The organism is Streptomyces sp. NPDC048461 (assembly GCF_055587105.1).
This window is the reverse complement of sequence record NZ_JBVJGW010000011.1, coordinates 41,882-65,038: the sequence shown is the minus strand read 5'-3', so window position 1 is coordinate 65,038 and position 23,157 is coordinate 41,882. Positions and strand designations below refer to the sequence as shown.

The following is a 23,157-nucleotide window of genomic DNA, read 5'->3' as shown; positions in this document are numbered from 1 at the left end:
TTCCCTCTCCACGGTCAACGGGTCACCAGCTCGTCCGGCTCGGCCGGGGCCTCCGGCGGGGCCGGCCGGGAGGCCGCGGCGCCGCCCGCGGCGTCCGGCCGGTCGCGGCCGCGCTGGCGGGGGGCGCGGACCACCGCGCGGGCGGTCCGGCGGCCGTGGGCGGGCACGCCGCGCAGGACGCGCACGCCCTTGTCGGCGCCCCGGCCGAGGAAGGCGGCCAGCATGGCCAGGAACGGCCGCAGGTCGTCGGACGCGAACCAGGCCGCCTCCACCCGCCCCCGCTCCCCCGGGGGCAGCGCCCGCAGGGGCCCGCGTCCTGCGGCGCCCGCGGCCCCCGGCGTACCGGTCGCCGCCGGGGCCGGGGCCTGGGCCTGGGCCGGAGTCGCAGCCGCCGCACCGGGCGCGGACCGCGGCCCGGCCACCACGGGTCCGGCCCGCCGCCCGGGGACCGCCCCGGCCCCCACCGCGGGCGGGACGGGCGGTACGGGAGACCCGCCCGGGGCGGCCCCGGCGCGCTTCGCGGGGGCGGGGTGCTTCGGGGCCGCGGGGGGCTTCGGGGCCGCCTGGCCCGCCGGGAGGCGGCGCGGCAGCGAACCGCCGCGCAGCGCCGCGAGCAGCGCGTAGTTCTCGGCGACGAACACGCGGCCCGGACCGCCCGAGGGCTCCGGAACCCGCTGGCCCGTCAGGTCCAGGTACATCGCCTGGACGACGTCCAGCCCGGACGCGTCCGTGAACAGCCGGAACTGCGCCCCCGGCCGGGGGTTGAAGTCCACGAGCCGGAAGGTGCCGCGCTCGTCCCGCCGGAAGTCCAGGTCCAGGATCCCCTGGTAGCCGAGGCGTTCGGCGAGCTTCAGCCCGGCCTCCTCCACCGCCGGGTCCGGCAGCCAGCGGCCCACCGCCGTCAGGCCCGTCCGCACCGGCCAGGAAAGCTCCTTGCGGCCCGACCCGGCCAGCAGCGGGCGCCCGCCGCGGGCGAAGGCCCCGTGGAAGAACCAGTCGGTGTCCGGCCCGGCCGGCAGGAACCGCTGGAGCAGCAGCCGGCTTCCGGCCTCGGCGGAGCGCTCGTAGAGCCGGCGCGCCTCGGCGACGGTGTGCACGAGCAGGGTGCTGCGCAGGCCCCCGGCCCCCGCGGGCAGCAGCCACGGCCGGCTCCACTTGGCGATCACCGGCAGCCCCAGGCTCCACGCGGCCTCCGCCGCCTCCGCCCCGCTCGCCGGGATCACCGTCTCCGGGTGCGGGACGTCCCACCGGGCACAGAGCCGGGACAGTTCCGCCTTGTCGGCCACCCGGGCGGGCAGGTTGTCGGGCTGATGGGGAATCCGGAATCGGTCCGTCAGCCCGGGCGCGACGCGGGACACGGCGATGGCGCTCAGGTCGTCCATGGCGATGAGCACGGCGGGCCGCCCGATCCGCTCGGACACCCCGGTCAGGCACTCCAGCAGCGGCTCGGGCGCCTCCGGATCCAACCCTCCGTCAGGTCCCGCGTGCGCGGCGCGCAGGTACCGCGAACGCCCCACGGGGCCTCCCCCGGCCTCGACGACGGCATGGACCTCCACGCCCTTGCGGCCAAGGGATCTGACGGCGCCGAGGGTTCCGTGGTGGAACGGATTGCGATCGAGTCTGAGCAGGACGGCGGGCACATGGTTGGTGAACGCGTGCATGGAAACGGTGTCTTTCACCTAGTCGGACCAAGCGGGGGTGGTGCGCACCTGCGAATGGCCTATGCGGCGATCACCGAACAGGCCATTCGTCAGATCTGATGTCTAACGTCTTTGGTAAGCACACCGATTCAGGAAAGCTCGGGAGACGCCATGCCCAGACCACGCCGCCGACTGGCGAGCACCTGCATCGGTACGGTCACGGCCGGACTGCTTGCGACGGGGGCCGCGCTCGCGGCGCCCGAGGAGGACCGGCCCAAGAGCTCCGACATCGCCATGGGCGCCTATCTCGACTACGGACCGCCCGGAGTGGCCCGCATCCCGCTCCTGTCGCGCTGGCTGGGCGGCAGGGAGATCCGGGTGGGACACACCTATCTCCCCGGCGACCAGTGGGCGGGCATCGAGGGGAACGTCTCGTTCCTCGCGAACTGGGCCGCCTGGCGGCTGGCCGACGACAGGCGGATGTTCGTCCTCAACGTGCCCATGCAGGCACGGAACGAGGAACGGGTGCCCGACTACCAGGTGGCCCAGCTGATCCGCGCGGGCGCGGAGGGCCAGTACGACCGCCACTTCCGCAGGCTCGCCGAGAAGCTGGTGGCGCTGGACGTCCCCGACACGGTGATCGTGCTCGGCTGGGAGATGAACGGCACCACCTACACCCACCGCTGCGGGCCGGACCCGGAGGGCTGGAAGACGTACTGGAAGCGCGTCGTCACCACGATGCGGTCGGTGCCCGGACAGAAGTTCAAGTTCGATTTCGCCCCGAACCGGGGTACGGACGCGATCGGCTGGACCAAGTGCTACCCCGGTGACGACGTGGTCGACATCATCGGGATGGATTCGTACGACCAGGCTCCCGGCCGGACGTTCGACGACCAGATCACCCAGCCGTACGGGCTCCAGCAGCACGTCGACTTCGCGAAGGCACACGGGAAGCAGATCTCCTACCCGGAGTGGGGGCTGTTCCGCCACGGCGACAATCCGGAGTACGTGCGGCGCATGCTGAAGTGGATCGAGCAGCACAAGCCGCTCTACCACACCATCACCGACTACTGCCCGCACGGCGTGTGGCAGTGCAAGCAGAACCCCGACTCGGCGAAGGCCTTCCGCGACGCGCTGACGCCCGAGAAGCCGGGCCCGGTGATCCCGACCCCGGTGGTCCCGACGCCCGTGGTCCCGACCCCGGTGGTCCCGACGCCCGTGGTTCCCACGCCGGTCGTGCCGACCCCCCAGATCCCCACGCCGCAGGTCCCGACGCCGCAGGTCCCGACGCCCGAGGTGCCGACCCCTCAGGTGCCGACCCCCCAGATCCCCACGCCCGAGGTCCCGACGCCCGAGGTCCCGTCGCCGGCCGCCCCGAGCCCCCTCGTCCCGTCGCCGCAGGTGCCGGGCCCGGAGGTGCCGAGCCCCGTCGCGCCGAGCCCGCTCGTCCCCACGCCGGAGATCCCCACGCCGGAGGTCCCGACGCCCGAGGTGCCGTCGCCGGCCGCCCCGAGCCCGGTCGTCCCCACGCCCGAGGTCCCCGGGCCCGAACCCGTCCCGTCGCCGGCAGTCCCGTCGCCGGCGGTCCCCTCGCCGGCGGTCCCGTCGCCCGCGAGCCCGGCGCCCTCGCCCGCGGCGCCGAGCCCGCTCGTCCCCACGCCCGTGCCCGTGACGCCCAAGCCCCAGCCGCCGAAGCCGCCGGCCAACAGCAAGCAGTGGTGCGTGCCGCTCAACTTCGGCGAGTGGCTCTCCAAGCTCGTCGGCAAGCAGTCGTTCTGCGTCCAGGTCGACTGGAACCACGACTCCCGCTTCTGGCCCTTCTAGCCGGGTCATCGCACCCGCAGGTCGTTGAGCCGCGCCCGCCAGTCCCTGGCGGCCGGCAACGCCTCCCGCAGCGCGTCCACCGCCCGCCCGCGCCCCGCCAGCTGCGACTCGTGCAGTCGCAGCAGGGGCGCGAGCGCGGTCGTGGCCAGCAGGAACCGCTGGTTCACGACCGTCTCGGGCCGCCAGTGGTTCTTGTACGGCTCGTTGCCGCGCAGGAAGCTCACCACCGGGCGGCCGTCGGCCAGCGCCCGGCCGGTCTCGTGGCGCAGCAGCAGCGACGCCACGTCCACCTTGCGCGTGCGCAGGTCCGGGTCGGCTCCGTACAGGTAGCCGCCGCTCAGGCCGGCCGACAGCAGCGTGACGTTGGCCGCCACCACCTCGCCGTCCAGGCGGAACTCCGTCAGCCGGCCCTCCCCGGCCCGCACCATCCGCCGGGTGGCCCGGGTCAGGTGCTCGGCGAACCGGGGCCTCAGGTGCTCGGGGGTCACCCCGCGGCCGCGCCACTGCTTCTCGTGCAGCCGCAGCAGGGTCCGTACGGCGCGCGGCACCTCCTGCTCGGTGACCTCGTGCTCCTCGATCCCGGCCGCGTCGGTCTTGCGGAGCTTGGCCCGCACCCGCTGGCCGCCGGAGGCCGGCATCCGCTTGACGAGCTCGTCGAAGGGGAGCGTCGGCAGCTCCATGCAGGTGGAGTCGGTGAGCTTGCTGCGGGCCCCGGCCCAGTGGTCGTACACGCCTTCCGCGGCGGCCCCCGGACGGACCTCGCGCAGGTCGACCACCGCGCTCCGGGCGGCCCGGTGCAGCCCGCGGGCCAGCGCCGGGACGACCTGGCCGGCGTGCTCGGCGGCCACCAGCACGTCGAAGTAGTCGGTGATGTTGCCGCCGAGCGGCACCAGCAGCGGCAGCGGCCGGTGGACGAGCATCAGCGCGGCCGCGCCGACCAGTTCCCCGTCGCGCCGCACGAGCACGATCCGCAGCCGCCCCTCCTTCCCGTACGACAGCCACCAGGAGTGCAGCCAGGCGTGGCTCTGGAAGGGGGTGGCGGTGGGGCAGCCGCGGACGAGCCGGTTCCACGGCTCCTCCAGCGCGGCGAACTGCCGGGGATCGCGGCACAGCGTGACCGCCAGGGCCCCGGCGGAGCCCGGACTCATCGCACGGACTCCTTCTCCTTGGTCTCGGCGTGGTCGCCCTGGGCCGGGAGCGTGGCGTACTCCTCGACCGCGGGCGCGCCCGCGGCGACGGCGGCCTGGTCCCGGCGCCGTCCGCGCGCCGGCCGGGCCAGCAGCCACAGTCCGCCCAGCAGGCCGCCCGCGCACATCCCGACGGCGCCGCTGATCGGGGCGGACGGGGAGGCCGGGTCGGCGGGGGCCACGGCCTGGTTGAACAGCAGCAGCTGGACGCCGGTGTTCTTCGCGGCCTGATTGCTGCTCAGCGACAGCGCGTCCGCGACGGCGTTGGCGATGTCGGCGGCCTCGGCGGGGCTCTTGGAGGTCCCGGTGATGGCGATCATCGGGGACTCGGGGGAGGTCTCCGCCCGCACCTGGGTCCGCAGCCGCTGGACGGTGATGCCCGCGCGCGGCTGAGCGTACGCGAGGGTGGAACTGCTGGTGGCGATGCGGGCGTACGCCTGGGCGAAGCCCAGCGCGGTGGCCGGCTCGGTGGTGTCGTCGGGGACGGCGACGACGTAGCTGGTGGCGGCGTACTCGGGGGCCTTGAGCACCCCGTACGCACCGCCCGCGGCCAGCCCGAGCAGGGCGCAGACGGGCAGCGGCCACCACGCGGGCGGCGGCCCGGGCCTGCGCCGGGCGCCCTTCTTCTTCTCCGAGCGGTGGTCGGACTTCTTCTGGTCGGCGGTGTCGGCCATGGGCGTGCTCGCTTCCTGGGAGGGGAGGGGCGTTGTCGGGTCCCGGCCGTTGCCCCGGCCGGGTGGGTGCGGATCAGCCGGGCCCGGGCGCGCCGGCCCCGTCCCGTCCCGAGCGGGGGCGGGCCGGGCCCGGCTCCGCCGGGAGCTGCGGAGCGGGCGCCGGGGCAGGGCCCGGGGCCGGTGCGGCCGCGGGCGTCCGGCCCGGCCGCGGGGAGGCGGCGGCCGGTACCGTCCGGGCCCGGTCCGCCGGTCCGGCCAGCGCGAGGGCGTAGACGCCCAGGAGCTGCTCCGCGCTGCGGGCGATGTCGTAGCGGCGGACCACGGGCGGCGGCGGCAGCCGTCGGGCCCCCGCCTCCATGTGGCCCCGCAGGGCGGCGACCAGCTCCTCCGTGCCGGGGCCGATGCGCCGGGCGCCGGGCGCCTGGGCGGCCGGCAGGTCGTCGATGGCCGGGCAGGTCACGTGCAGCACCGGCAGTCCGGCGGCCAGCGCCTCCACCACCGCCAGGCCGAACGCCTCCTCCCGGGACGGGGAGACGAAGACGTCCATGGCGGCCAGCAGCGCCGGGATGCCCGGGGTGCGGCCGTCGGCGCTGTCGCCGAGCGGGTCCCGCTCCCCCAGCAGGTGGATGCGGCCCTGCGCGCCGAGTTCGGCGGCCAGCCGTCGCAGCGCGGCCCGCTCCGGGCCGTCGCCGGCCAGCAGCAGGTGTGCGCCGGGCAGCGCCGCGACGGCCCTGACCAGGACGTCGAACCGCTTGCCCGGCACCAGCCGGCCGACGCCGCCGACCACGAAGGCCCGTTCCGGCAGCCCGGTGCGGGCCCGGGTGGAGCGCCGTACGCCCTCGTCGAAGCGGAAGCGGACGGCCTCGATGCCGTTGGGCACGACGTGCACCCGGGCGGCCGGCACCCCCCAGCCCTCCAGCCGGGCGGCCACGGTGTCCGACACCGCCACGGTCGCGGCGCCGAGGCGCTCGCTGGCCAGGTACAGCGCCCGTACGCCGCCCGACAGCGCCCGGCCCTCGATCTCGCCCGCGCCGAGGGAGTGCTCGGTGGCCACGGTCGCGCGGACCCCGGCGAGCCGGGCCGCGAGGCGCCCGTACACGCAGGCCCGGTACAGGTGCGTGTGCACGAGGTCGTACCGGCCGCGGCGGATGAACTTCGCCAGCCGCGGCAGCGCGCCCAGGTCCCGGTTGCCCGTCATCCCGAGGTGGACGACGCGGACCCCGTCGGCGCGCAGCCCCTCGGCGACCGGCCCGGGGTTCGTCAGCGTCAGGACGTCGCAGGGCATGGGCATGTGCCGCAGCAGCAGCCGCAGCTGCTGCTCGGCGCCGCCCACTCCGAGCCCGGTGATGATGTGGAGCGCCCTGGCCTCCCGCACGTCCTTGCCCACGCCCTTCACCGGCGCACCCCCCGCCGGAGCTCCCGCACCTGGTGGCGCAGCTGCTTGACCCGCAGCCGCGCCCCGCCGTCGGCCTGGCTGACGTGCGTGCGGGGCAGCGCGTGCGGTCCCGCGAGGCGGCCCGGGTCGATGGCGCAGGCGTAGCCGTACCCGGCGGCCCGGGTCGCGTCGACGACCCGCGCGTCGAGGTGCCCGTACGGGTAGCAGAAGCCCTCCGGCCGGGTCCCGGTCAGCTCGCGCAGCAGGTCGCGGCTGCCCCGCAGCTCCTGCAGGAGCACGTCGTCGGCGGCGGCGGTGAGGTCCTGGTGGAGCAGCCCGTGCGAGCCGATCTCCTGTCCGGCGGCGGCGACTTCGCGGATGCCCTCGGCGGTGAGCAGGGACTTGCGGGGGCCCAGCGGGTCCCACACGTTGTCGACGCCGAGCCGTCCGGGCAGCACGAAGAGGGTGCAGGTGAAGTCGTGGCGGCGCAGCAGCGGCAGGGCCCGGGTCAGGAAGTCGGTGTACCCGTCGTCGAAGGTGAGGCCGACGAGCCCGTCGCCGCGCCCGGCCGCCCGGGCGCGCAGCAGCTCACCGACGGAGACGCCGCGCAGGCCCCGGGAGCGCAGCCACAGCAGCTGGGCCTCCAGGGCGCGCGGGGTGACGGTGATCCCGTACGGGTCCTCGGCGGGGTCGGTGAACTCGGCGACCGAGTGGTACATCAGGACCCACGGCGAAGCGGCCCGTCGGGCGGGGACCACCACGGCGGCGGGCGCCGTGTCGGTGTCAGCGGACATTGCGGAACCTCTGCGTGAGCTGGGAGGAGAACTGGGCGATCTGGCCGGGCAGGGCGGTGACTTCGAGCGCCCGTATGGCCATGCCGGTGGCCCCGAACATGGCGGGGACGAGCAGGCAGCCGAGCGCCGCGCTGACCGTGGGGTCGGGGATCATCGGGCCGGCGATCCAGCCGGTGCCGCAGGCGGCGGCGGCGGCGACGGCGAGCCGGCCGATGCTGACGGCGACCCGGCGGACCTGGATGGCGACGATCCGGGAGCCGAGGCCGGTGAGGAGCAGCACGGCGGTGGTGGTGATGCCGGCCGCGTTGGCGGCGGCGATGCCCCAGGTGCCCCACCAGCCGACGGCGAAGGCTCCGGCCACGATGTTGACGAGGAGGCCGGCGCCCATCGCGAGCGCCGGGAACCAGGTGGGCCGGGCGGTCGAGAAGAAGGGCCGGGACAGCGCGCCGACGAGGCAGTGGCCGAGGAGTCCGAGTCCGTAGACCCGCATGACGGAGGCGGTGGCGAGGGTGTCCTGGTGGGTGAAGGCGCCGCGTTCGAAGAGGACCTGGATGATCTGCGGGGCGTAGCCGATGACGAGGGCGGTGCCCATCAGGACCGCGAGGGAGGCCAGCGCCAGGTCCTGCTCCACCCGGCGGCGGGCCTTCTCGCGCTCTCCGGCGGCCATGGCCTGGGCCACGACCGGAAAGGTGACGGTGCAGATCATCAGGGACAGCACCATCGGCATCTGCGCCACCTTCTGGGCGTAGTTCAGGTGCGAGATGGCGCCGGAGGGCAGGGAGGCGGCGAGGAACCGCTCCACCAGGACCTGGGACTGCCGGAAGACCGCGAAGAAGATCACGGGGGCGATGAGGCCGAAGGCGATGAGGGTGGGCCGGTCGCGGTCGCGCTGGCTGCGCGGGGCGCCCTTGGCCCGGGCCGGTCCGAAGCCCACGTTCCGGATGAAGGCGGGCAGTTGGACGAGGACCATCAGCAGCCCGCCGACGGCGACCCCGGCGGCCGCGGCCCGCACCCCCCACAGGGCGTGCAGGGCGAGCATGGTGCCGATGATGCCCACGTTGTACGAGACGTAGATCGCGGCCGGCGGCACGAAGGAGCGGTGCGCCCGCAGTGCGGCGCTGAAGTAGCCGGCGATGCCGAAGGAGAGCACGGTCAGCGCGGTCAGCCGGGTGCACTGAACGGCCAGCCCGGGATCGGGCAGGCCCGGCGCGAGGGCGGCGACGACGAGGGGCGCGGCCACGATGAGCACGGAGGCGACGGCGGCGAGGAACACGGCCAGCCGCGGCAGGGTCGCCGCCACCAGCATCCGTACGGGGTCCTGCGCGCGGGCCTCCTGGCGGGTGAGCCCGGCGCGGCCGGCCGCCCGGCGGGCCAGGGCGTGGCTGAAGGCGGGGACCATCAGCAGGGCCATGGCGTCCTCGATGAGGAGCGTCGAGGCCATCTCCGGCACGGTCCACGCGATCAGGAAGGCGTCGCTGTCGTGCCCGGCGCCGAAGAGGTGCGCGATGGTCTGGTCGCGCACGAGCCCGAACACCGCCCCGGCGGCAGTGAGTCCCGCGGTGACGGCGGCGGCCTTGGCGAGGAACCGCCCCAGCGGCGCGGGCGCGTTGCCGCCCGGGGCGGCGGGCGGGCGGGGGCCCGCGGCGGCGGCCCGGCGGGGGGCCGTGCGGACCCCCGGGGCGGCGCCGCCCGCGTACCGGGCGGGCCCGGCGGGCGACTCGGGCACCCCGGACGCGGTGCCCGAGGGGGTGCCGGAGGGGGTGCCGGATCCGGTCGCGGACCCGGCGCCGGCCGCGGTCCGGGCCGCGACCCGCACGCTGCGGACGTCCCGGCAGCGGCCGCGGTCCGCCGCGGCTCCCCCGGCGGGCTCCCCCGGCGGGCGGACCGGATCCGGCCCGGCGGCGCCGTGCGGGATCCCCGGCACACGGGCGGGGCCCGCCCCGGCCGGAGGGCCGGAGGCGGGCCGCCAGGGCGTGGTGTCCGTCACCGGCCGGCCGCACCCGGAACGGCGCGCGGTCCGGCCGCGGGGCCGGTGCGCCCGGCCGCGGGGTCCCGCGGGGGCAGGGCCCACCAGGCGGCCAGGCCGATGATCACCCCGGTCAGGACGGTGGACGGCCCGCCGATGTCCGCGTAGAGGAAGTCGGTCAGCTGCCACACGAGCAGGCCGACCGCGATGAGCCCGCAGTCCCGCACCGACCCGCCGCCGGCGAGCCGTCGCAGGCCCGCCACCAGCAGCGCCGCCCAGCCGCCCACCAGCGCGGTCAGTCCGATCAGCCCCTGCTCGCTGAGGATCAGCAGGTACATGTTGTGCGGGGAGAGCAGCGGCTGGCGGATGTACGCCTGCCCCGCGCCGGCGGTGTCGCTGCCGGAGGACAGCCCCAGCGAGGAGTGCCCGTCCCGGTGGGCGGGGAACCCCTTGAGGCCCACCCCCGCCGCCGGCCGCTCGCGCCACATCGACTCGGCGGCGGCCCACATCGTGTACCGGTCGGTCACCGACTGGTCGGGGGCGCTGGAGACCTGCGTGATGGAGGTCAGCCGCTCCGCGACCATCTCGGAGCCGACCCCGAGCCCGCCCACCAGCACCACGCCGGCCGCGGCCAGGGCGAGGAGCACCGTCAGCGCCCGCCGGATCCCGGCCAGCACCATCACCAGCACCGCCGCGCCCAGGGTGGCGATCCACGCGCCCCGGCTGAACGACAGCACCAGCGGCAGGGCGAGCGCGAGCGCCGCGCCCGCGGCCACCCGGCGGACCGTGCGCGGCAGTCCCGGCGCCAGCGCGGCGGCCGTCGCCACGATCAGCCCGTACGCCACCACGGTGGCCATGCCCATGACGTCGCCGGGGCCGAAGGTGCCCACGGCCCGGATGTCCTCGCCCTGGTACGAGGCCCCGGTGTGGGTCGCGAACTGCACGACCCCCACCGCGCCCTGGACCAGCGCCAGCACCACGAAGCACCCGGCGGCGATCCGGAACTCCCCGGCGTCGCGCACCAGCAGCACCACGGCCGCCGGCACCAGGACGAAGACCTGGAGGTAGCGCACGAAGCCCGGCAGGGCGGCGTACGGGTCGCCGGCCGTCACCGTCGCCACCGCGAGCCCCACGGCGGGCATCCCGAGGACCAGCACGCCCAGCGGGCTCAGCTCCCGCACCCGCCCGCGCAGCGCCTGGACCGCGCAGACGAACACCAGCAGCAGGGAGGCCGCGTCGGCCGGCCCCACCTTGCCGGAGGCGGTCGCGTCGCCCGCCGGGAGCGGGGCCAGCAGGAACAGCACGGTCGCGGCGAGCGGCAGCAGCGGCCAGTGCCGGCGCAGCAGACCCGGCACCTCGGACCGCACGCCGTCGAGGGACACGGCGAGGCTCATCAGCTGCCCCCCAGCCGGAAGCGGAAGAAGGAGGCCGCGGTGCGGGCGAGGATCCACAGGTCCTGCCACAGCGACCAGGTGTCGATGTAGTGGTTGTCGAAGCGGGCGCGGTCCTCGATGGAGGTGTCCCCGCGCAGGCCGTTGATCTGGGCGAGGCCGGTGATGCCGACCGGCATCCGGTGACGGGCCTCGTAACCGGGGTGCACGGTGGAGAACTTGGCGACGAAGAAGGGCCGTTCGGGCCGCGGGCCGACCAGGCTCATGTCCCCGCGCACGACGTTCCACAGCTGCGGCAGCTCGTCCAGCGAGGACTTGCGCAGGAAGGAGCCGACCGGGCTCATCCGGCGGTCGCCGGCGACCGTCCAGCGGGTGGCGGACTCGTGCGCGTCGGCGCGCAGGGTGCGGAACTTCAGCAGGGTGAAGGGCCGCCCGTACAGGCCGACGCGCTCCTGCCGGAAGATGACGCCGGGGCCGTCACAGGTCCGTACGGCCAGCGCGCACAGCAGCATCACGGGGGCGGCGGCGACCAGGGCCAGCAGGGCGAGCGCGGCGTCGATGCCGCGCTTGGCCCAGCGCTCCAGGGGCCGTGCGGGGCGCGGCAGCAGCGGCTGGACGGCGTACCCCCACAGCTGGTCGGCGGGGTGCGCCACCCGCATGCCGGTGACCTTGGCGGTCCCGGCCGGGTCGGCGAGCCAGAGCCGGCAGCCGTGGTCGTGGAAGAGGCGGACCAGCGAGGCGGTGCGCTCGTCGGCCTCCGGCGGGCGGGTGAACACCGCGTGCCGCACCGTGTTCTGGATGACGGCGCGGCGCACGTCCTCGTGGGTGGCGAGGACGGGCAGGGGGCCGGCCTCCGCTCCGTCCCCGGGGGCCGTGTCGGCGAGGCCGACGGGGCGCAGCCCGTACTCGGGGCGGCCGTGCAGCGCGGCGGCCACCGCGCCCGCCCCGGCGCCGGGGCCGACGACGAGCGCGGAGTCGGGCCTGCGGACGGCGGTGCGGCGGCGGAGCTGGTTGACGAGCCCGCGGCCCGCGCAGGCCAGGGCGACCTGGAGGCAGACGGCGGTCAGCAGCGCGGCCCAGCCCAGGGCCCGGCCCGGGGCCACGGCGGCGACGACCGCGGCGGTACCGGCCCACAGGACGGCGGAGCGCCCGGCGAGCACGGGGAGTTCGAGGAGGGCGGAGGGCGCGAGGCGCGGCCGGTACAGCCCGGCCTGGGCGTGCAGCGCGGCCAGCAGCACGGCGGCGGGCACGGCCGCGGCCACGGGCAGCGCCGCCGTCCCCGGCGGGGCGGCCGCGGGCAGGGCCGCCGCGGTGAGGACGGCGGCGAACGCGTCGGCGGTGAGCAGCGGGAGCACCCCGTCACGGCGGCGGGCCCGCTGCGGCCGCAGGGTGGGCCGCGCCAACCCGGCCTTGGGCCCGCGCGGGGGGTGGATGGCGGCCCGGGAACGGCGGACGGCGGTGGTTCCCGCGGCCGCGCCGCCGTGCCCCGTGCCGCCCTGCCCGGTGTGCCGGGCGGGTGCGCTGTCCATCGTCATCGGCTGATGCGCTCCTGGTTCGAGGGCCGGGGCCTGCCCAGCAGTTCGTGGTACAGACCGGTGACCGCGTCCGTGGTCCGCCGCACGTCGAATTCGGTCCGGGCGTGCTGCCGGGCCTGTTCGCCGAGTTCGGCGAGCAGCCGCGGTGCGGCGAGCAGCCGTCCCAGGGCCTTGGCCAGGGCCGTCGGGTCCTCCGGCGGCACCAGGCACAGCCGTCCCTGGCCGGACGGCAGGCTCTCCCGGGCTCCGCTGACGTCCGAGACCAGGACCGGGCGGCCGCAGGCCATGGCTTCGAGCGGGGCGAGCGCCATGCCTTCCCACCGCGACGGCAGTACAACGAGATCGGCGGCCCGAAGCCACGGTCGGATGTCGGGGGCGGGGCCCGCGAAGAGGACTCCGGGCGGTGCGGTGCGGCGCAGCCGTTCGCCGTCGGGGCCGTCCCCGACGAGGGCGAGCCGGGCGCCGGGGACCGTGCCCAGCACCTCCGGCCAGGCCCGCAGCAGGACGTCCTGGCCCTTCTGCGGGCAGATCCGGCCGACGCACACGACGAGCGGCCCGTCGCCCTGGAAGTCGGTGGGCAGGGGCAGTTCGGCGCGCGCGCCGGTGCGGACGAGGCCGTCGTCGGGTCCGCCGGGGCCGAAGTGGCCGAGGTCGACGCCGTTGCGGACCACCGACCAGTGGGCGGTGATCCCTTCGGACTCCCCGGCGCGGCGTTCGGCCTCGCTGACGCAGAGCACCCGGTCGGCCCAGCGGGCCCCGTACCGCTCCCAGCGCAGGGCGAGCGCTCCGGTGGCCCCGCCGACGGCGTCGAAGGACCAGGCGTGGGGCTGGAAGACGGTGGGTACGGATCCCCGCGCGGCGAGCCGGCCGGCCAGTCCGGCCTTGGCGGAGTGCGCGTGCAGCACGTCGGGGCGGACGCGGCGCAGCAGCCGCCGGGCGCCGATCACCTCGGCGGGCAGTCCGGGCCCGGGGGCCCGCCCGGCGCGCCAGGACAGGACCTGCGCACCAGCGTCCCGGGCCGCGCCGGCGAGGAAGCCGCCCGGCGGGCAGCCGACGACGGCGCGCAGGCCGGCGGCGGTCTGCGCGCGGACGAGGTCGACGACGACGCGGGCGACCCCGCCGTCGACGGGCTGGACGAGGTGGAGAACGGTCGGCAGCTGCGCTGCCAAAGGCGGTGTGGGCACGTGGAGTGGTCCCCTGGGTTCAGCGGCGCGCGTCTGTCTGTACGAAGAGCACACCGAGGAAATGACCCTGACTTTCGCCCGTAAACCTGAAGCTCAGGCTGCGGGCGCCACCGGACAGTGCGGGACTGAGATCGAACACGTCCGCGTCATATCCGAGGTTATTCACATGTTCGGGCTGTCGCACGAACGAGTGATGCCCGAATTCCGTGATCGTGGAATTCATAACATCATTAAAAGGATTTTCTGAATCGCTGAGATTGACCCTCCGGCCACTGTCCGCCGTCACGGTGAGCGAGTCCCCGAGGACACCGCGGTCCCCGTCGTAGCCGACCACTCCGACCCGCCCCGCGGAGCCGGGCGGCGCGTCCAGGCCCTCGACGTCGACGATCCCGTCGGCGGCCCGGGCGGCCAGCGCCTCGAAGCCGTCCCACAGCGAGATCCGGCGCACCGGCTCCTGCGGGTGCTCGTAGGCCACGACCAGCGTCCAGCCGCCCCAGGCCCCGACCTCGGAGTGGCCCATGGCGATGTTGAGCTGGGCCACCGTCCACATCCCCGCGCCGCCCTTGCGGACCAGCGGGGTCACGTCCGCGCTGGCCTGGTAGGCGTCGCTGCCGGCGTCCACGCGGTGGCCCATCACCGTGTCGGCGAGGACCTCCTTGTACGCCCCGCCCGGCTCGGCGACCAGCACCCGGCCGTTGTCCTGCGGCGGCTTCTGCTCGCCGACGCGCAGGTTGCCGCCCCAGTAGAGGCGGGCGTACGAGACCTTCGCGCCCTGGGGCACCTTGAGCTCGGCCCGGGTGGAGTTGTAGGTGTCGGGATCCTTGTCGACCTCGCTGTAGAACATCTCGAAGTCGCCGTTGACCCCGGCCGCGCCCCGCTTGACCTCGGCGCACGGCTCCGCGTCCGGGGACTCCTCCCGGCGGCAGCTGATGCCCGAGTTGGAGGCCCTCACCAGCCCGCCGTGCTGCACGGCCTGGTAACGCTCGGTGAACGGAACCCGGGCCAGCTCCCTCGGGGCCGGAGCACCCGGAACGGCGGCCGCGGCCACCGCGGGAACGTGTACGGAAAGTGCGAGGCAGGACAGCAGACCGAGCGTGCCGAGGATTCTGCGGGAGGAACCCATGACCCTGTCTCCATTTTCGATCAAGGGGACAAAACAGGAGTGAACTTTGTCAGAAATCAGGCTGGAAATCACGTCGGACTCGCCTGTACGGCCTTTTGGGCGATAGCACGCACCCTCAAAGCGGGCGGGTCGTTATCGCATGCACCATTGTTCGAACGAAAAGGAAAAGCGGAGAGGGAGAAGCCGTCGCGCACGACCCTGCCGCGGCCGGCCCCGACGCGGCCCCGCAGGTCGGCGGCACGAACGCCGCCCCCGCACCCGGCGCACCGGCCCGGCACCGCGCGGCTCCGCCCGCGGACTCCCCGGCTCCCCCGGCGGGCGGCCCGCCCCGCCGCCCCTCCGGCCCCCGGGCGAACGCCCGTGGCGGATCCGAGCACCCGTTTCCCCCTCCGGATCCCCCGTTCGGCGGCGCCACCGTCAACGTCCGGGCCCCGGAACGTCAACCGCACCGCCCGAAACGTCGGCATCCGGGTGAAGCCACGCAACCCAAACAGGGTCCGGCCCGTTGATCCGAGTGCTCCGGTACCGGGCAATCCTGCAAAAAAGGGAAGAAAATGATCAAGAAGATGATGGCCACGGCAGCGGTTGCGGCCTCGGTCGTGGGCATGGGTGCCGCCATGGCGCCGCAGGCGATGGCCATCGGGAACGACAACGGCGTCAACACCTCGAACGGCAACAACGCCGCGCAGATCTACGGCAACCAGGCCACCTACGGCAACATGAGCCCGCAGATGGCGCTGATCCAGGGCTCGCTCAACAAGCCCTGCATCGCCCTCCCCGCGAAGGCCAACGTGCAGTCCGTGCTGGCCCTGGTCAACGTCGGCGTCCAGGACATCCCCGTCCTGTCCAGCCCGCAGAACCAGCAGTGCACCGAGAACTCGACCCAGGCCAAGGGCGACGAGGCTCTCTCGCACATCCTCAGCAACATCCCGGTCCTCTCGGGCAACGTCTCCTCCGGCAGCTGACCGAAGTCCGCGCCAGCGAGGCCGCCGCACCTTCGGGTCGCGGCGGCCTCGCCGCATGTGGGGCCCGCGCGGACGCCCCGGCGAATGACGACGGATATCCCCCGGCCGCCCAAATTCGGGCCGGGCATCGGGGTGAATTGCCGAACCGTCGCCAAAAACATGCGGTTTCTTTTCCCGAACCCGCTCGTTGTTAATTCTGCAGTGGATACGCCTCTGCGGGAAAGGATCGAAATCAAATGACGTACAAGAAGGCCCTCGTGCTGACCGCCGGCGTTCTGATGGCCGCCGGTGCCGCCTCCCCCGCCATGGCCGACGCCGGTGCCGCGGGCCAGGCCGTGGGTTCCCCCGGTGTCCTGTCCGGCAACCTGCTCCAGGTCCCGGTGCACGTCCCGGTCAACGTCTGCGGCAACACCGTCAACGTGATCGCGCTGCTGAACCCCGCGTTCGGCAACACCTGCGTCAACGCCTGACGAAGCGCCTGCGCCCGCGAGGGCGAACCTCCTCGGGGTGGCCTCGGAGTGCACGGCGGTGCACTCCGAGGCCACCTTCGATTCAGCACCGGCAGCAGCGCCGGTAGACAGGGAAGGACCCATGCGACAGGTACTGAGCCGACAGGTGCTGGGCAAGGGGATGCTCACGGCGGCAGCCGCGTCGAGCCTGCTGTCGATCGCGACCGGCGCGGCCTACGCACACCAGGGAGCGGCCGCCGAGGCCTCGCACTCGCCGGGCGTGCTGTCCGGCAACAGCGTCTCGGTACCGATCACCTTCGCCCCGAACGTGTGCGGCAACAGCGTGGACGGCGGTGCGGCGCTCAACCCCGCGATGGGGAACCGGTGCGTCACCACCACCGGCGCCGACTCCGACCACGACTACGCGCGCCACCTGAGCCCGGAGAACGCCGCGGCCCTGGAGCGCTACCTCGACGAGCGCGACGCCCGGCACGCGATGCCGGAGCAGCGCCACGAGGAGCCGCGGCACGACGGCCCCCGCCACGCGGCCCCGCGCCACGAGGAGCCGGCGTACGAGGCCCCGCGGCACGAAGCCCCGCGGCACGCCGAGGCGAGCCGGCCCGGCCCCCGGCACGCGGCCCCGCGCCACGAGGAGCAGGAGCACCAGGGCGGCTACGGCGGCCCCGGCGAGGAGCGGGCCGAGGAGGAGTGCGACGACCACCCCGGGTCCGCGCCGCCCGCGCACCACGCCCCGCCGGCCCCCGGGCAGCCGGGGCCCGAGCACCCGGCCCCGCAGCCGCCGCCGGTCCACGAGGCACCCGCCCCGCTGCCGGCTCCGGAGGCGCAGACCCCCGTACCGCTCCCCGCGCCGCTCCCGGAGCCCGTCGAGGAGGCGCCGCCGGTCACGCTCCCCGCGCCGCATCCCGCACCGGTCCCGGAGGAGGCCCCCCAGCCGCTGCCCGCCCCGGCGCCCGGACCGGAGGAGGGCCCCTCGGGGCCGCCGCACGGGAGCATGCCCGTGGAGCACCCCGCACCGGCACCCGTTCCGGCGCCCGCGCCCGCTCCGGCCCCCGAGGCCGTACGGCCGCCCGCCGACCAGCCGCCGGCCGCGCCGGGCGGTGACGCCCCCGTCCACGTGACCCCGGCGCCGGCGCCCGCGCCGGAGCCCGCACCGTTCCCGGCCCCCGAGCCGGCTCCCGCGCCGGCGCGGGTGACCGCTCCCGTCCTGGCGGAGACCGGCGCGGGTCAGCCCGCGGCGGCGGCCGCGCTGGCCTCGGCCCTGATCCTGGGCGGCGCCATCCTGTACCGGCGGTCCCGGCTCTCCTGAGCGGCACCACCGGTAACCGGTAATCAGAATAAATATCGGCCGGAGAATCCCTCGTCGGATTCTCCGGCCGTTGTCGTGTACCCGCGCGACCGCGTTTCCGCAGCGGCCGGGAATCGTTAGCCAGAGCGAAAGCGGCGCGACGGTCGCCGCTGACACCTCTGTCCATGAAAGAAGAGGATTTCGATAATGAAGCTCACGAAGATCGCCGCTGTCGTCGTCGGCTCCGTCGCCGCCCTCGGCGCCGCCGCTCCGGCCTTCGCTGCCGAGGGCCCCGCCGCGATGCCCCCCATGAGCCTGACCGGCGGGGTGACGGAGACCCTGGACGCCGTGGCCCCGGTCTCCGAGTCCCTCCCGCAGACCGTGGGCAACGGACTGGCCGAGCAGGGCGACCACGTCAACAAGGTCGTGGGCACGGTCCAGAAGGTCAACAAGGCCCGCAACGACGTTCCCGGCGAGGTCCTCGGCCTGGCGAACGGCGCCACCAAGTCGAACCCGATGCTCGGCGGCGTGACCCTCAACGGCGGCAACAGCTGACGCGTCCCGGCTGAACACCTGCCGACACGACTGTGGGCGCCACCGGCAAGGCCGGGGCGCCCACAGGCGTTGGTGCGACTGACGTCAGTCGTTGACGCAGGCGTTGCCGAACGCCGGGTTCAGCAGGCCGATCACGTTCACGGAGTTGCCGCAGACGTTGACCGGGACGTGGACCGGAACCTGGGCCAGGTTGCCGGACAGAACGCCGGGGGAACCCACGGCCGCGCCCTCGGCCGAGGAGTCGGCGGAGGCGGCACCGGCGGCACCGGCCACGGCGAGACCAGCGGTGGCCATGACCAGGGCGGCCTTCTTGGCAGAGTTCATGGGAAGTGCACCTTCTGTTCGATGTTCTGCCCCGATCCCGGGGCTCACACCGAGCGAAACGCTCCAGCTTCCCAGACGACACGGGTTCGCACGCGATCAGACCTGTTCAGCCCAATCGTCGCAACCGCGTGCGAACGTCCGGCCGTGCTCCCGCGCCCTACGGGACGTCGGGGATCTCGGGGAGGGCGGGGAGGGCGGGCACCAGGTCCACCGGCAGCGCGGGCACCCCGGCGGCCGGCGGGAGCGCCGGCGCCTCCACCGGCGGCAGCTTGATGTCGGGGAGTTCCGGCAGGCCCGGTACGGCCGGCAGGGCCGGCAGCTTCGGCAGCTCGATCGGCGGGATCTTCACCCCGGCGGGCAGCAGGCCCTCCAGGGACTTGAGGAGGTCCGCGATGGTCTTCGTGAGACCGGCGAGGAGGTCGTCGATCGGACCGGCCGCGGCCCGCCCCTCGATCGTCTCGATCTCCTGCTGGACGGCCGCGACCCGCTTCGTCAGGTCGGCGGAGCCGGAGCCGTCCGCGGCGACCGCAGGGGCGGCCGCGCCGGACAGTATGACGACGGCGAGGGCCGACGGGACGAAGAGGCGGGCGCGGGACGGCTTCGTGCGGTGCATGGGTGTTCCTTCTCCTGGTGGCACAGAAGCGGACCCGAGCGATCCGCCTCTTCACCCACCGTGCGAACACCTCGTACGGAGCGCAACAGGAGCGTCGGCCGGTGCTGGCTGCGTACGGGCTTCGCGCAGGCGTCCGGAGGTGCCTCACCCGGGCCGGGGAAAAGTCCGGCGCGGACAGGCCGTTTGAGTGAAGCAACGGAACCAACCCCCCGGCGGGGCAGTTGACCAGGGCGCTCCACTAGCGGGCACTCGTGCGACAGAAGGATCAAGATGTTCAAGAAGTTCATGACCGCCGCCGCGGTCACCGCCGTTGCGGTCGGCGCGGGCGCTGCTGCCGCGGCCCCGGCCATGGCCATCGGCAACGACAACGGCGTCAACACCGTCAACGGCAACGGTGCCCAGCAGATCTACGGCAACCAGAAGACCGCCGGTGACATGAGCCCGCAGCTCGGCCTGGTCCAGGGCACGCTGAACAAGCCCTGCATCGGCCTGCCGGCCAAGATCAACGCCCAGTCGCTGGTGGCGCTGGTCAACGTCGGTGTCCAGGACATCAACGTCCTGTCCAACCCGCAGAACCAGCAGTGCACCGAGAACTCCACCCAGGCCAAGGGCGACGAGCCGCTCTCGCACATCCTGGACAACATCCCGGTCCTCTCGGGCAACGCGTCCGTCGGCAGCTGACCTCCGCCGCCCCCCGCGTGAGGTGACGAGGGCCCCGGCAGCGTCCAGCTGCCGGGGCCCTCGTGCGCGTCCGTCCGGTCAGGAGGTCCAGAAGTCCCACCACCGCGTGAGGATCAGCATGCCGATCACGCCGGTGTGCAGTGCGGGCGGGGCCCAGCCGAACTCGGTGAAGAACTCCCGCAGCGGGGCGGGGGCGGGGAGCAGGCCGGCGGCGACGGTGTGCGCGGTGACCGCCCAGAACATGAGCAGGGTCGCCACCCAGGCCAGGCAGCACCACAGGCAGAGCGCGTTGATCTCGTAGAGCGACTGCACCATCAGCCAGGTGCAGAACCCGACGCCGAAGAGCGTGCCTGCGTTCAGTCCCAGCCAGAACCAGCCTCGGTAGCGGGCGCCCGCCAGCAGGCCGGCGCCGACGCACACCACGACGGCGTACGCGACCAGACCCAGCATCGGGTTGGGGAAGCCGAAGGCGGCCGCCTGGTCGCTCTTCATCACGCTGCCGCACGAGACGACCGGGTTGAGGCTGCAGGCGGGCTTGAAGTCCGGGTCCTCCAGCAGCAGGAACTTGTCGAGGGTGATCACCCAGGAGGCCAGCACCCCGGCGGCCCCGGTGAGGACCAGCAGCCAGGCCAACACCCGCGGCCCCGCTTCCGGTCCGCCGTCGGATCGCGTGCGGGGCTGCCCCTGTTGGCGGGGGACGCCCACCGTATTCGTTGCCATGCGGTCCATAGTCCCGCGCTCTCTACCAGAGCTGTGCTAATCATGCGTATTCGTACGGAAGTTGACCTGAAGGTGTGGCGGGAACCCCTGATGCTTCCCGGACGTTTTACCGAACCCCGGACGTGATGTCAGAGCCAGGGGCTACGTTGAGCTTCCGCGAAGTCACAAGCTGCGACGGCCTGGAGACCCACCTTGAGCGATCCGTACGAGACAACCGAGGCCCACCTCGATCGACTCCTGGGCCGCGCCCTCAACTCCTTCGACCTGCCCGACAGGCTGGTCGGGCGTCTCGGGACGGCGCTCGCCCACAGCTCTTCGCTCTACACCACCCACCACAGCCCGGCAACCGGACTCTGGCGGGAGAGCCACCGGCACACCTACCTGCTGGCCGACGGCGGGTCGGCATCACTGTGGGAGCTGGTGTACCGGCAGGAGGGTGACCGGACGGTCCGGCACGAGGTTTTCGCGAGCAAGGCGGAGACCTGCCTGGCCGTGTCCCGGCTGTTCGGGGAGTCCCCCGCCGAGGCGGCGCTGGACCCGGCGCTGCTGCCCGGCGACGAGGAGCCGGACGACGACATCGCGGTGTTCAGCGCCCTGTTCGCGGCCTCGCCGCCGGCGCGGCGCCCCCGGGACTACGCGCCGGAGGAGTCCGCCGACCACGCCCGGCGGGTGCTGCGCCGCGCGGAGAACGCGGACCGGCCCGGCGAGGAGGTCGCGGTCCGGCTGCGTTCGGCGTTCGCGCACCAGATCACCCAGGCATTCGGCGGCCGCCACTGCCTCCTGGACGGGCGGGACGCCGGCTTCAGCCTGTACGAGCACGCCTTCGTGCTGCTCGACGGGACCGAGCTCAGCCTGTGGGAGGTCGAGCACACGGCGACGCCGGACGGCCGGCACATGTGCGAGGTGTACGAGACCGAGGCGGTCGCCCGCGGAGCCATGGAGCTCCGCGCCCGGGTCCGCTGAGTCCGGGGCGCCCGGCCGCCGGGCGCGGCGGCCGGGGAGCGGTCAGCGCGCCGCGCGCCCGTCGCACCGCTCGGACAGGACGAGGTCCAGCGGGAGCGCGTCGGTGACGCGGGGCGCGGTGGGCTCGAGGTCCGAGGGGGTCGGCATGGCGCTGCCCGGGAGCTGCACCGCGGCAGCCCCGTGGGCCAGGGCCGAGGCGAGGGCGGCCGGGCCGCTGCCGCCCGCGATCAGGAACCCGGCCAGGGAGGCGTCGCCGGCCCCGACGTTGCTGCGGACCGCGGCGGCCGGAGCCGTGCCGTAGTACGTGCCCTCCGCGCAGGCCAGCAGCTGGCCGTCCGCGCCGAGGGAGGCGAGGACCGCGCCCGCGCCCAGCGAGCGGAGCTCCTCGGCCGCCTTGGCGACGTCGCCGAGGGTGGACAGGGGCCGCCCGACGGCTTCGGCGAGCTCCTGCGCGTTCGGCTTGACGACGTCCGGGCGGGCGGACAGGGCCGCGCGCAGGGCCGGGCCCGAGGTGTCGAGGGCGACCCGGGCGCCGGCCTCGTGGGCCCGGGTGACCAGGTCGGCGTACCAGCCGGTGTCCAGGCCGCGCGGGAGGCTGCCGCAGCAGGCGATCCAGGCGGCGCCGCCGGAGCCGGTGCGGACGGTCTCCAGGAGGAGCGCGGACTCCTCAGGGGAGAGTTCCGGACCCGGCGTATTGATCTTGGTGAGGGTGCCGTCGGGTTCGACGACCGCGATGTTCGAGCGGGTCTCGCCGGCGATCGAGACGGCCGTGACGTCCACGCCCTGGGCCACGAGGAGTTCGGCCAGCAGGGTGCCCGGGGCTCCGCCGAGCGGGAGGACCGCCGTCGTACGGACGCCCGCGGCGGCCACCGCGCGGGAGACGTTGACGCCCTTGCCTCCGGGGTCGACCCGGTCACCGGTGGCGCGGAGCACCTCGCCGCGGCCCAGCGAGGGGACCTCGTAGGTCCGGTCGAGGGAGGGGTTGGGGGTGACGGTGAGGATCATACGAGCACAACTTCCGTACCGGCGGCCTCGATCGCCGCCTGCTGGGCGGGGGCGAGCCCCGTGTCCGTGATGAGGAGGTCGACGTCCGCGAAGGAGCCGAAGCGGGCGAAGTGCTCCTGGCCGGCCTTCGCCGAGTCGGCGAGGAGGACGACGCGGCGCGCGGCGCCGATCGCGGCGCGCTTGACGGCCGCTTCGGCGAGGTCGGGGGTGGTCAGGCCGCCGTCGGCGGAGAAGCCGTTCGTCGCGAGGAACAGGACGTCGGCGCGGATCTCAGCGTACGCGCGCAGCGCCCACCCGTCGACGGCGGCGCGGGTGCGGTGGCGGACCCGGCCGCCGACGAGGTGGAGGTCGATGCCGGTGTGGTCGGCGAGCCGGGCCGCGACGGGCAGGGCATGGGTGACGACGGTGAGGGCGATGTCCACCGGGATACCGGCGGCGAGGCGGGCGACGGTGCTGCCGGCGTCCAGGACGACGCTGCCGCCGTCGGGGAGTTCGGCGAGGGCGGCGGCCGCGATGCGGTCCTTCTCCTCGGCGGCGGTGGCCTCGCGCTCGGTGAGGTCGGGCTCCAGGTCGAGGTCCAGACGGCCGGCCGGGATGGCGCCCCCGTGCACCCGGCGGACCAGCCCGGCCCGGTCGAGGGCCTTCAGGTCGCGGCGCACGGTCTCGGCGGTGACCTGGAACCGGTCCGCGAGGGAGAGCACGTCGACCCGTCCGGCCTCGCGGGCGAGGCGGAGGATCTCCTGGTGGCGCTCCGGTGCGTACATGTGGCTTTACGTCCGTTCCATGCCCGAATCTGTGGCTTCCTCTCCACCGTACGACCGAATGCGGCGGGAGGCAAAAAGAAACGGACATGCCCGCCAACAGAGGCGGGCATGTCCGTACG

22 protein-coding genes are annotated in these 23,157 nt (G+C 74.8%); 7 read left to right on the top strand and 15 right to left on the bottom strand.

What is annotated here, in order from left to right; translation table 11 throughout:
* Window positions 1-14: 14 nt before the first annotated feature.
* Window positions 15-1,661 carry a carboxylate--amine ligase gene (locus ACZ6S8_RS20260; RefSeq protein ID WP_469457575.1) on the bottom strand — a complete coding sequence of 549 codons (1,647 nt, stop codon included), beginning with the start codon at window positions 1,659-1,661 and terminating at the stop codon, window positions 15-17.
* A 150-nt stretch (window positions 1,662-1,811) separates the two neighbouring features.
* Here ACZ6S8_RS20260 and ACZ6S8_RS20255 point away from each other — a divergent pair, with 150 nt between their 5' ends.
* Window positions 1,812-3,464, top strand: a complete 1,653-nt coding sequence (locus ACZ6S8_RS20255) for a glycoside hydrolase family 26 protein (RefSeq protein ID WP_469457573.1) — start codon at window positions 1,812-1,814, stop codon at window positions 3,462-3,464.
* A gap of 5 nt (window positions 3,465-3,469) precedes the next feature.
* On the opposite strand, the gene ACZ6S8_RS20250 is transcribed toward ACZ6S8_RS20255, so the two are convergent.
* From ACZ6S8_RS20250 to ACZ6S8_RS20210, 9 genes are all read right to left on the bottom strand, one after another.
* Window positions 3,470-4,612 (bottom strand): GNAT family N-acetyltransferase, encoded by a 1,143-nt coding sequence (locus tag ACZ6S8_RS20250; RefSeq protein WP_469457571.1) that lies wholly within the window; start codon window positions 4,610-4,612, stop codon window positions 3,470-3,472.
* The gene (locus ACZ6S8_RS20245) at window positions 4,609-5,325 is read right to left on the bottom strand and encodes a YveK family protein (protein ID WP_469457569.1); all 717 of its coding nucleotides are present in this window, start codon (window positions 5,323-5,325) and stop codon (window positions 4,609-4,611) included. The genes ACZ6S8_RS20250 and ACZ6S8_RS20245 overlap by 4 nt, the downstream gene beginning before the upstream one ends.
* 73 nt (window positions 5,326-5,398) lie before the next feature.
* A complete protein-coding gene (locus tag ACZ6S8_RS20240) occupies window positions 5,399-6,712 on the bottom strand; it encodes a glycosyltransferase (protein ID WP_469457567.1) in 1,314 nt (437 codons plus the stop codon).
* A 5-nt stretch (window positions 6,713-6,717) separates the two neighbouring features.
* Window positions 6,718-7,494 (bottom strand): polysaccharide deacetylase family protein, encoded by a 777-nt coding sequence (locus ACZ6S8_RS20235; RefSeq protein WP_469457565.1) that lies wholly within the window; start codon window positions 7,492-7,494, stop codon window positions 6,718-6,720.
* Window positions 7,484-9,220 (bottom strand): murein biosynthesis integral membrane protein MurJ, encoded by a 1,737-nt coding sequence (gene murJ / locus ACZ6S8_RS20230; RefSeq protein WP_469457884.1) that lies wholly within the window; start codon window positions 9,218-9,220, stop codon window positions 7,484-7,486. Before murJ ends, ACZ6S8_RS20235 begins: the two co-directional genes overlap by 11 nt.
* A gap of 257 nt (window positions 9,221-9,477) precedes the next feature.
* Window positions 9,478-10,854 carry an O-antigen ligase family protein gene (locus tag ACZ6S8_RS20225; protein WP_469457563.1) on the bottom strand — a complete coding sequence of 459 codons (1,377 nt, stop codon included), beginning with the start codon at window positions 10,852-10,854 and terminating at the stop codon, window positions 9,478-9,480.
* Window positions 10,854-12,380, bottom strand: coding sequence for an exopolysaccharide biosynthesis polyprenyl glycosylphosphotransferase (locus ACZ6S8_RS20220; RefSeq protein WP_469457882.1), 1,527 nt, complete (start codon window positions 12,378-12,380; stop codon window positions 10,854-10,856). Before ACZ6S8_RS20220 ends, ACZ6S8_RS20225 begins: the two co-directional genes overlap by 1 nt.
* A 2-nt stretch (window positions 12,381-12,382) precedes the next feature.
* Complete coding sequence (locus ACZ6S8_RS20215) at window positions 12,383-13,570, bottom strand: glycosyltransferase (protein ID WP_469457561.1); 1,188 nt, start codon at window positions 13,568-13,570, stop codon at window positions 12,383-12,385.
* Window positions 13,571-13,589: 19 nt separating this feature from the next.
* On the bottom strand, window positions 13,590-14,693 hold the full coding sequence (locus ACZ6S8_RS20210) for a DUF3344 domain-containing protein (RefSeq protein ID WP_469457559.1): 1,104 nt from the start codon (window positions 14,691-14,693) through the stop codon (window positions 13,590-13,592).
* 554 nt (window positions 14,694-15,247) lie between these two features.
* Here ACZ6S8_RS20210 and ACZ6S8_RS20205 point away from each other — a divergent pair.
* The 4 genes from ACZ6S8_RS20205 (at window position 15,248) to ACZ6S8_RS20190 (ending at window position 17,968) form a co-directional block, all read left to right on the top strand.
* The gene (locus ACZ6S8_RS20205; protein ID WP_469457557.1) at window positions 15,248-15,658 is read left to right on the top strand and encodes a rodlin; all 411 of its coding nucleotides are present in this window, start codon (window positions 15,248-15,250) and stop codon (window positions 15,656-15,658) included.
* 236 nt (window positions 15,659-15,894) lie between these two features.
* Window positions 15,895-16,128, top strand: coding sequence for a chaplin (locus tag ACZ6S8_RS20200; protein WP_469457555.1), 234 nt, complete (start codon window positions 15,895-15,897; stop codon window positions 16,126-16,128).
* Between the two features lie 121 nt (window positions 16,129-16,249).
* Window positions 16,250-17,434 carry a chaplin gene (locus ACZ6S8_RS20195; RefSeq protein WP_469457552.1) on the top strand — a complete coding sequence of 395 codons (1,185 nt, stop codon included), beginning with the start codon at window positions 16,250-16,252 and terminating at the stop codon, window positions 17,432-17,434.
* Window positions 17,435-17,620: 186 nt separating this feature from the next.
* Window positions 17,621-17,968 carry a hypothetical protein gene (locus tag ACZ6S8_RS20190; protein WP_469457550.1) on the top strand — a complete coding sequence of 116 codons (348 nt, stop codon included), beginning with the start codon at window positions 17,621-17,623 and terminating at the stop codon, window positions 17,966-17,968.
* Between the two features lie 84 nt (window positions 17,969-18,052).
* Here ACZ6S8_RS20190 and ACZ6S8_RS20185 read toward each other — a convergent pair whose 3' ends face one another.
* Together ACZ6S8_RS20185 and ACZ6S8_RS20180 are read right to left on the bottom strand one after the other, a co-directional pair.
* Window positions 18,053-18,292 (bottom strand): chaplin, encoded by a 240-nt coding sequence (locus ACZ6S8_RS20185; RefSeq protein ID WP_469457548.1) that lies wholly within the window; start codon window positions 18,290-18,292, stop codon window positions 18,053-18,055.
* 157 nt (window positions 18,293-18,449) lie between these two features.
* Window positions 18,450-18,905 carry a hypothetical protein gene (locus tag ACZ6S8_RS20180; RefSeq protein ID WP_469457545.1) on the bottom strand — a complete coding sequence of 152 codons (456 nt, stop codon included), beginning with the start codon at window positions 18,903-18,905 and terminating at the stop codon, window positions 18,450-18,452.
* A gap of 270 nt (window positions 18,906-19,175) precedes the next feature.
* On the opposite strand from ACZ6S8_RS20180, the gene ACZ6S8_RS20175 reads away from it, so the two are divergent.
* Complete coding sequence (locus tag ACZ6S8_RS20175) at window positions 19,176-19,586, top strand: rodlin (protein WP_469457543.1); 411 nt, start codon at window positions 19,176-19,178, stop codon at window positions 19,584-19,586.
* 78 nt (window positions 19,587-19,664) lie between these two features.
* On the opposite strand, the gene ACZ6S8_RS20170 is transcribed toward ACZ6S8_RS20175, so the two are convergent.
* Window positions 19,665-20,306, bottom strand: coding sequence for a vitamin K epoxide reductase family protein (locus tag ACZ6S8_RS20170; protein WP_469457541.1), 642 nt, complete (start codon window positions 20,304-20,306; stop codon window positions 19,665-19,667).
* 192 nt (window positions 20,307-20,498) lie between these two features.
* Between ACZ6S8_RS20170 and ACZ6S8_RS20165 the strand changes: the two genes are divergently transcribed.
* Window positions 20,499-21,269 (top strand): DUF6227 family protein, encoded by a 771-nt coding sequence (locus tag ACZ6S8_RS20165; RefSeq protein WP_469457538.1) that lies wholly within the window; start codon window positions 20,499-20,501, stop codon window positions 21,267-21,269.
* A 42-nt stretch (window positions 21,270-21,311) separates the two neighbouring features.
* Here ACZ6S8_RS20165 and pfkB read toward each other — a convergent pair whose 3' ends face one another.
* Complete coding sequence (pfkB, locus tag ACZ6S8_RS20160) at window positions 21,312-22,274, bottom strand: 1-phosphofructokinase (RefSeq protein ID WP_469457536.1); 963 nt, start codon at window positions 22,272-22,274, stop codon at window positions 21,312-21,314.
* Window positions 22,271-23,038 carry a DeoR/GlpR family DNA-binding transcription regulator gene (locus ACZ6S8_RS20155; protein WP_469457534.1) on the bottom strand — a complete coding sequence of 256 codons (768 nt, stop codon included), beginning with the start codon at window positions 23,036-23,038 and terminating at the stop codon, window positions 22,271-22,273. The genes pfkB and ACZ6S8_RS20155 overlap by 4 nt, the downstream gene beginning before the upstream one ends.
* Between the last annotated feature and the right edge of the window lie 119 nt (window positions 23,039-23,157).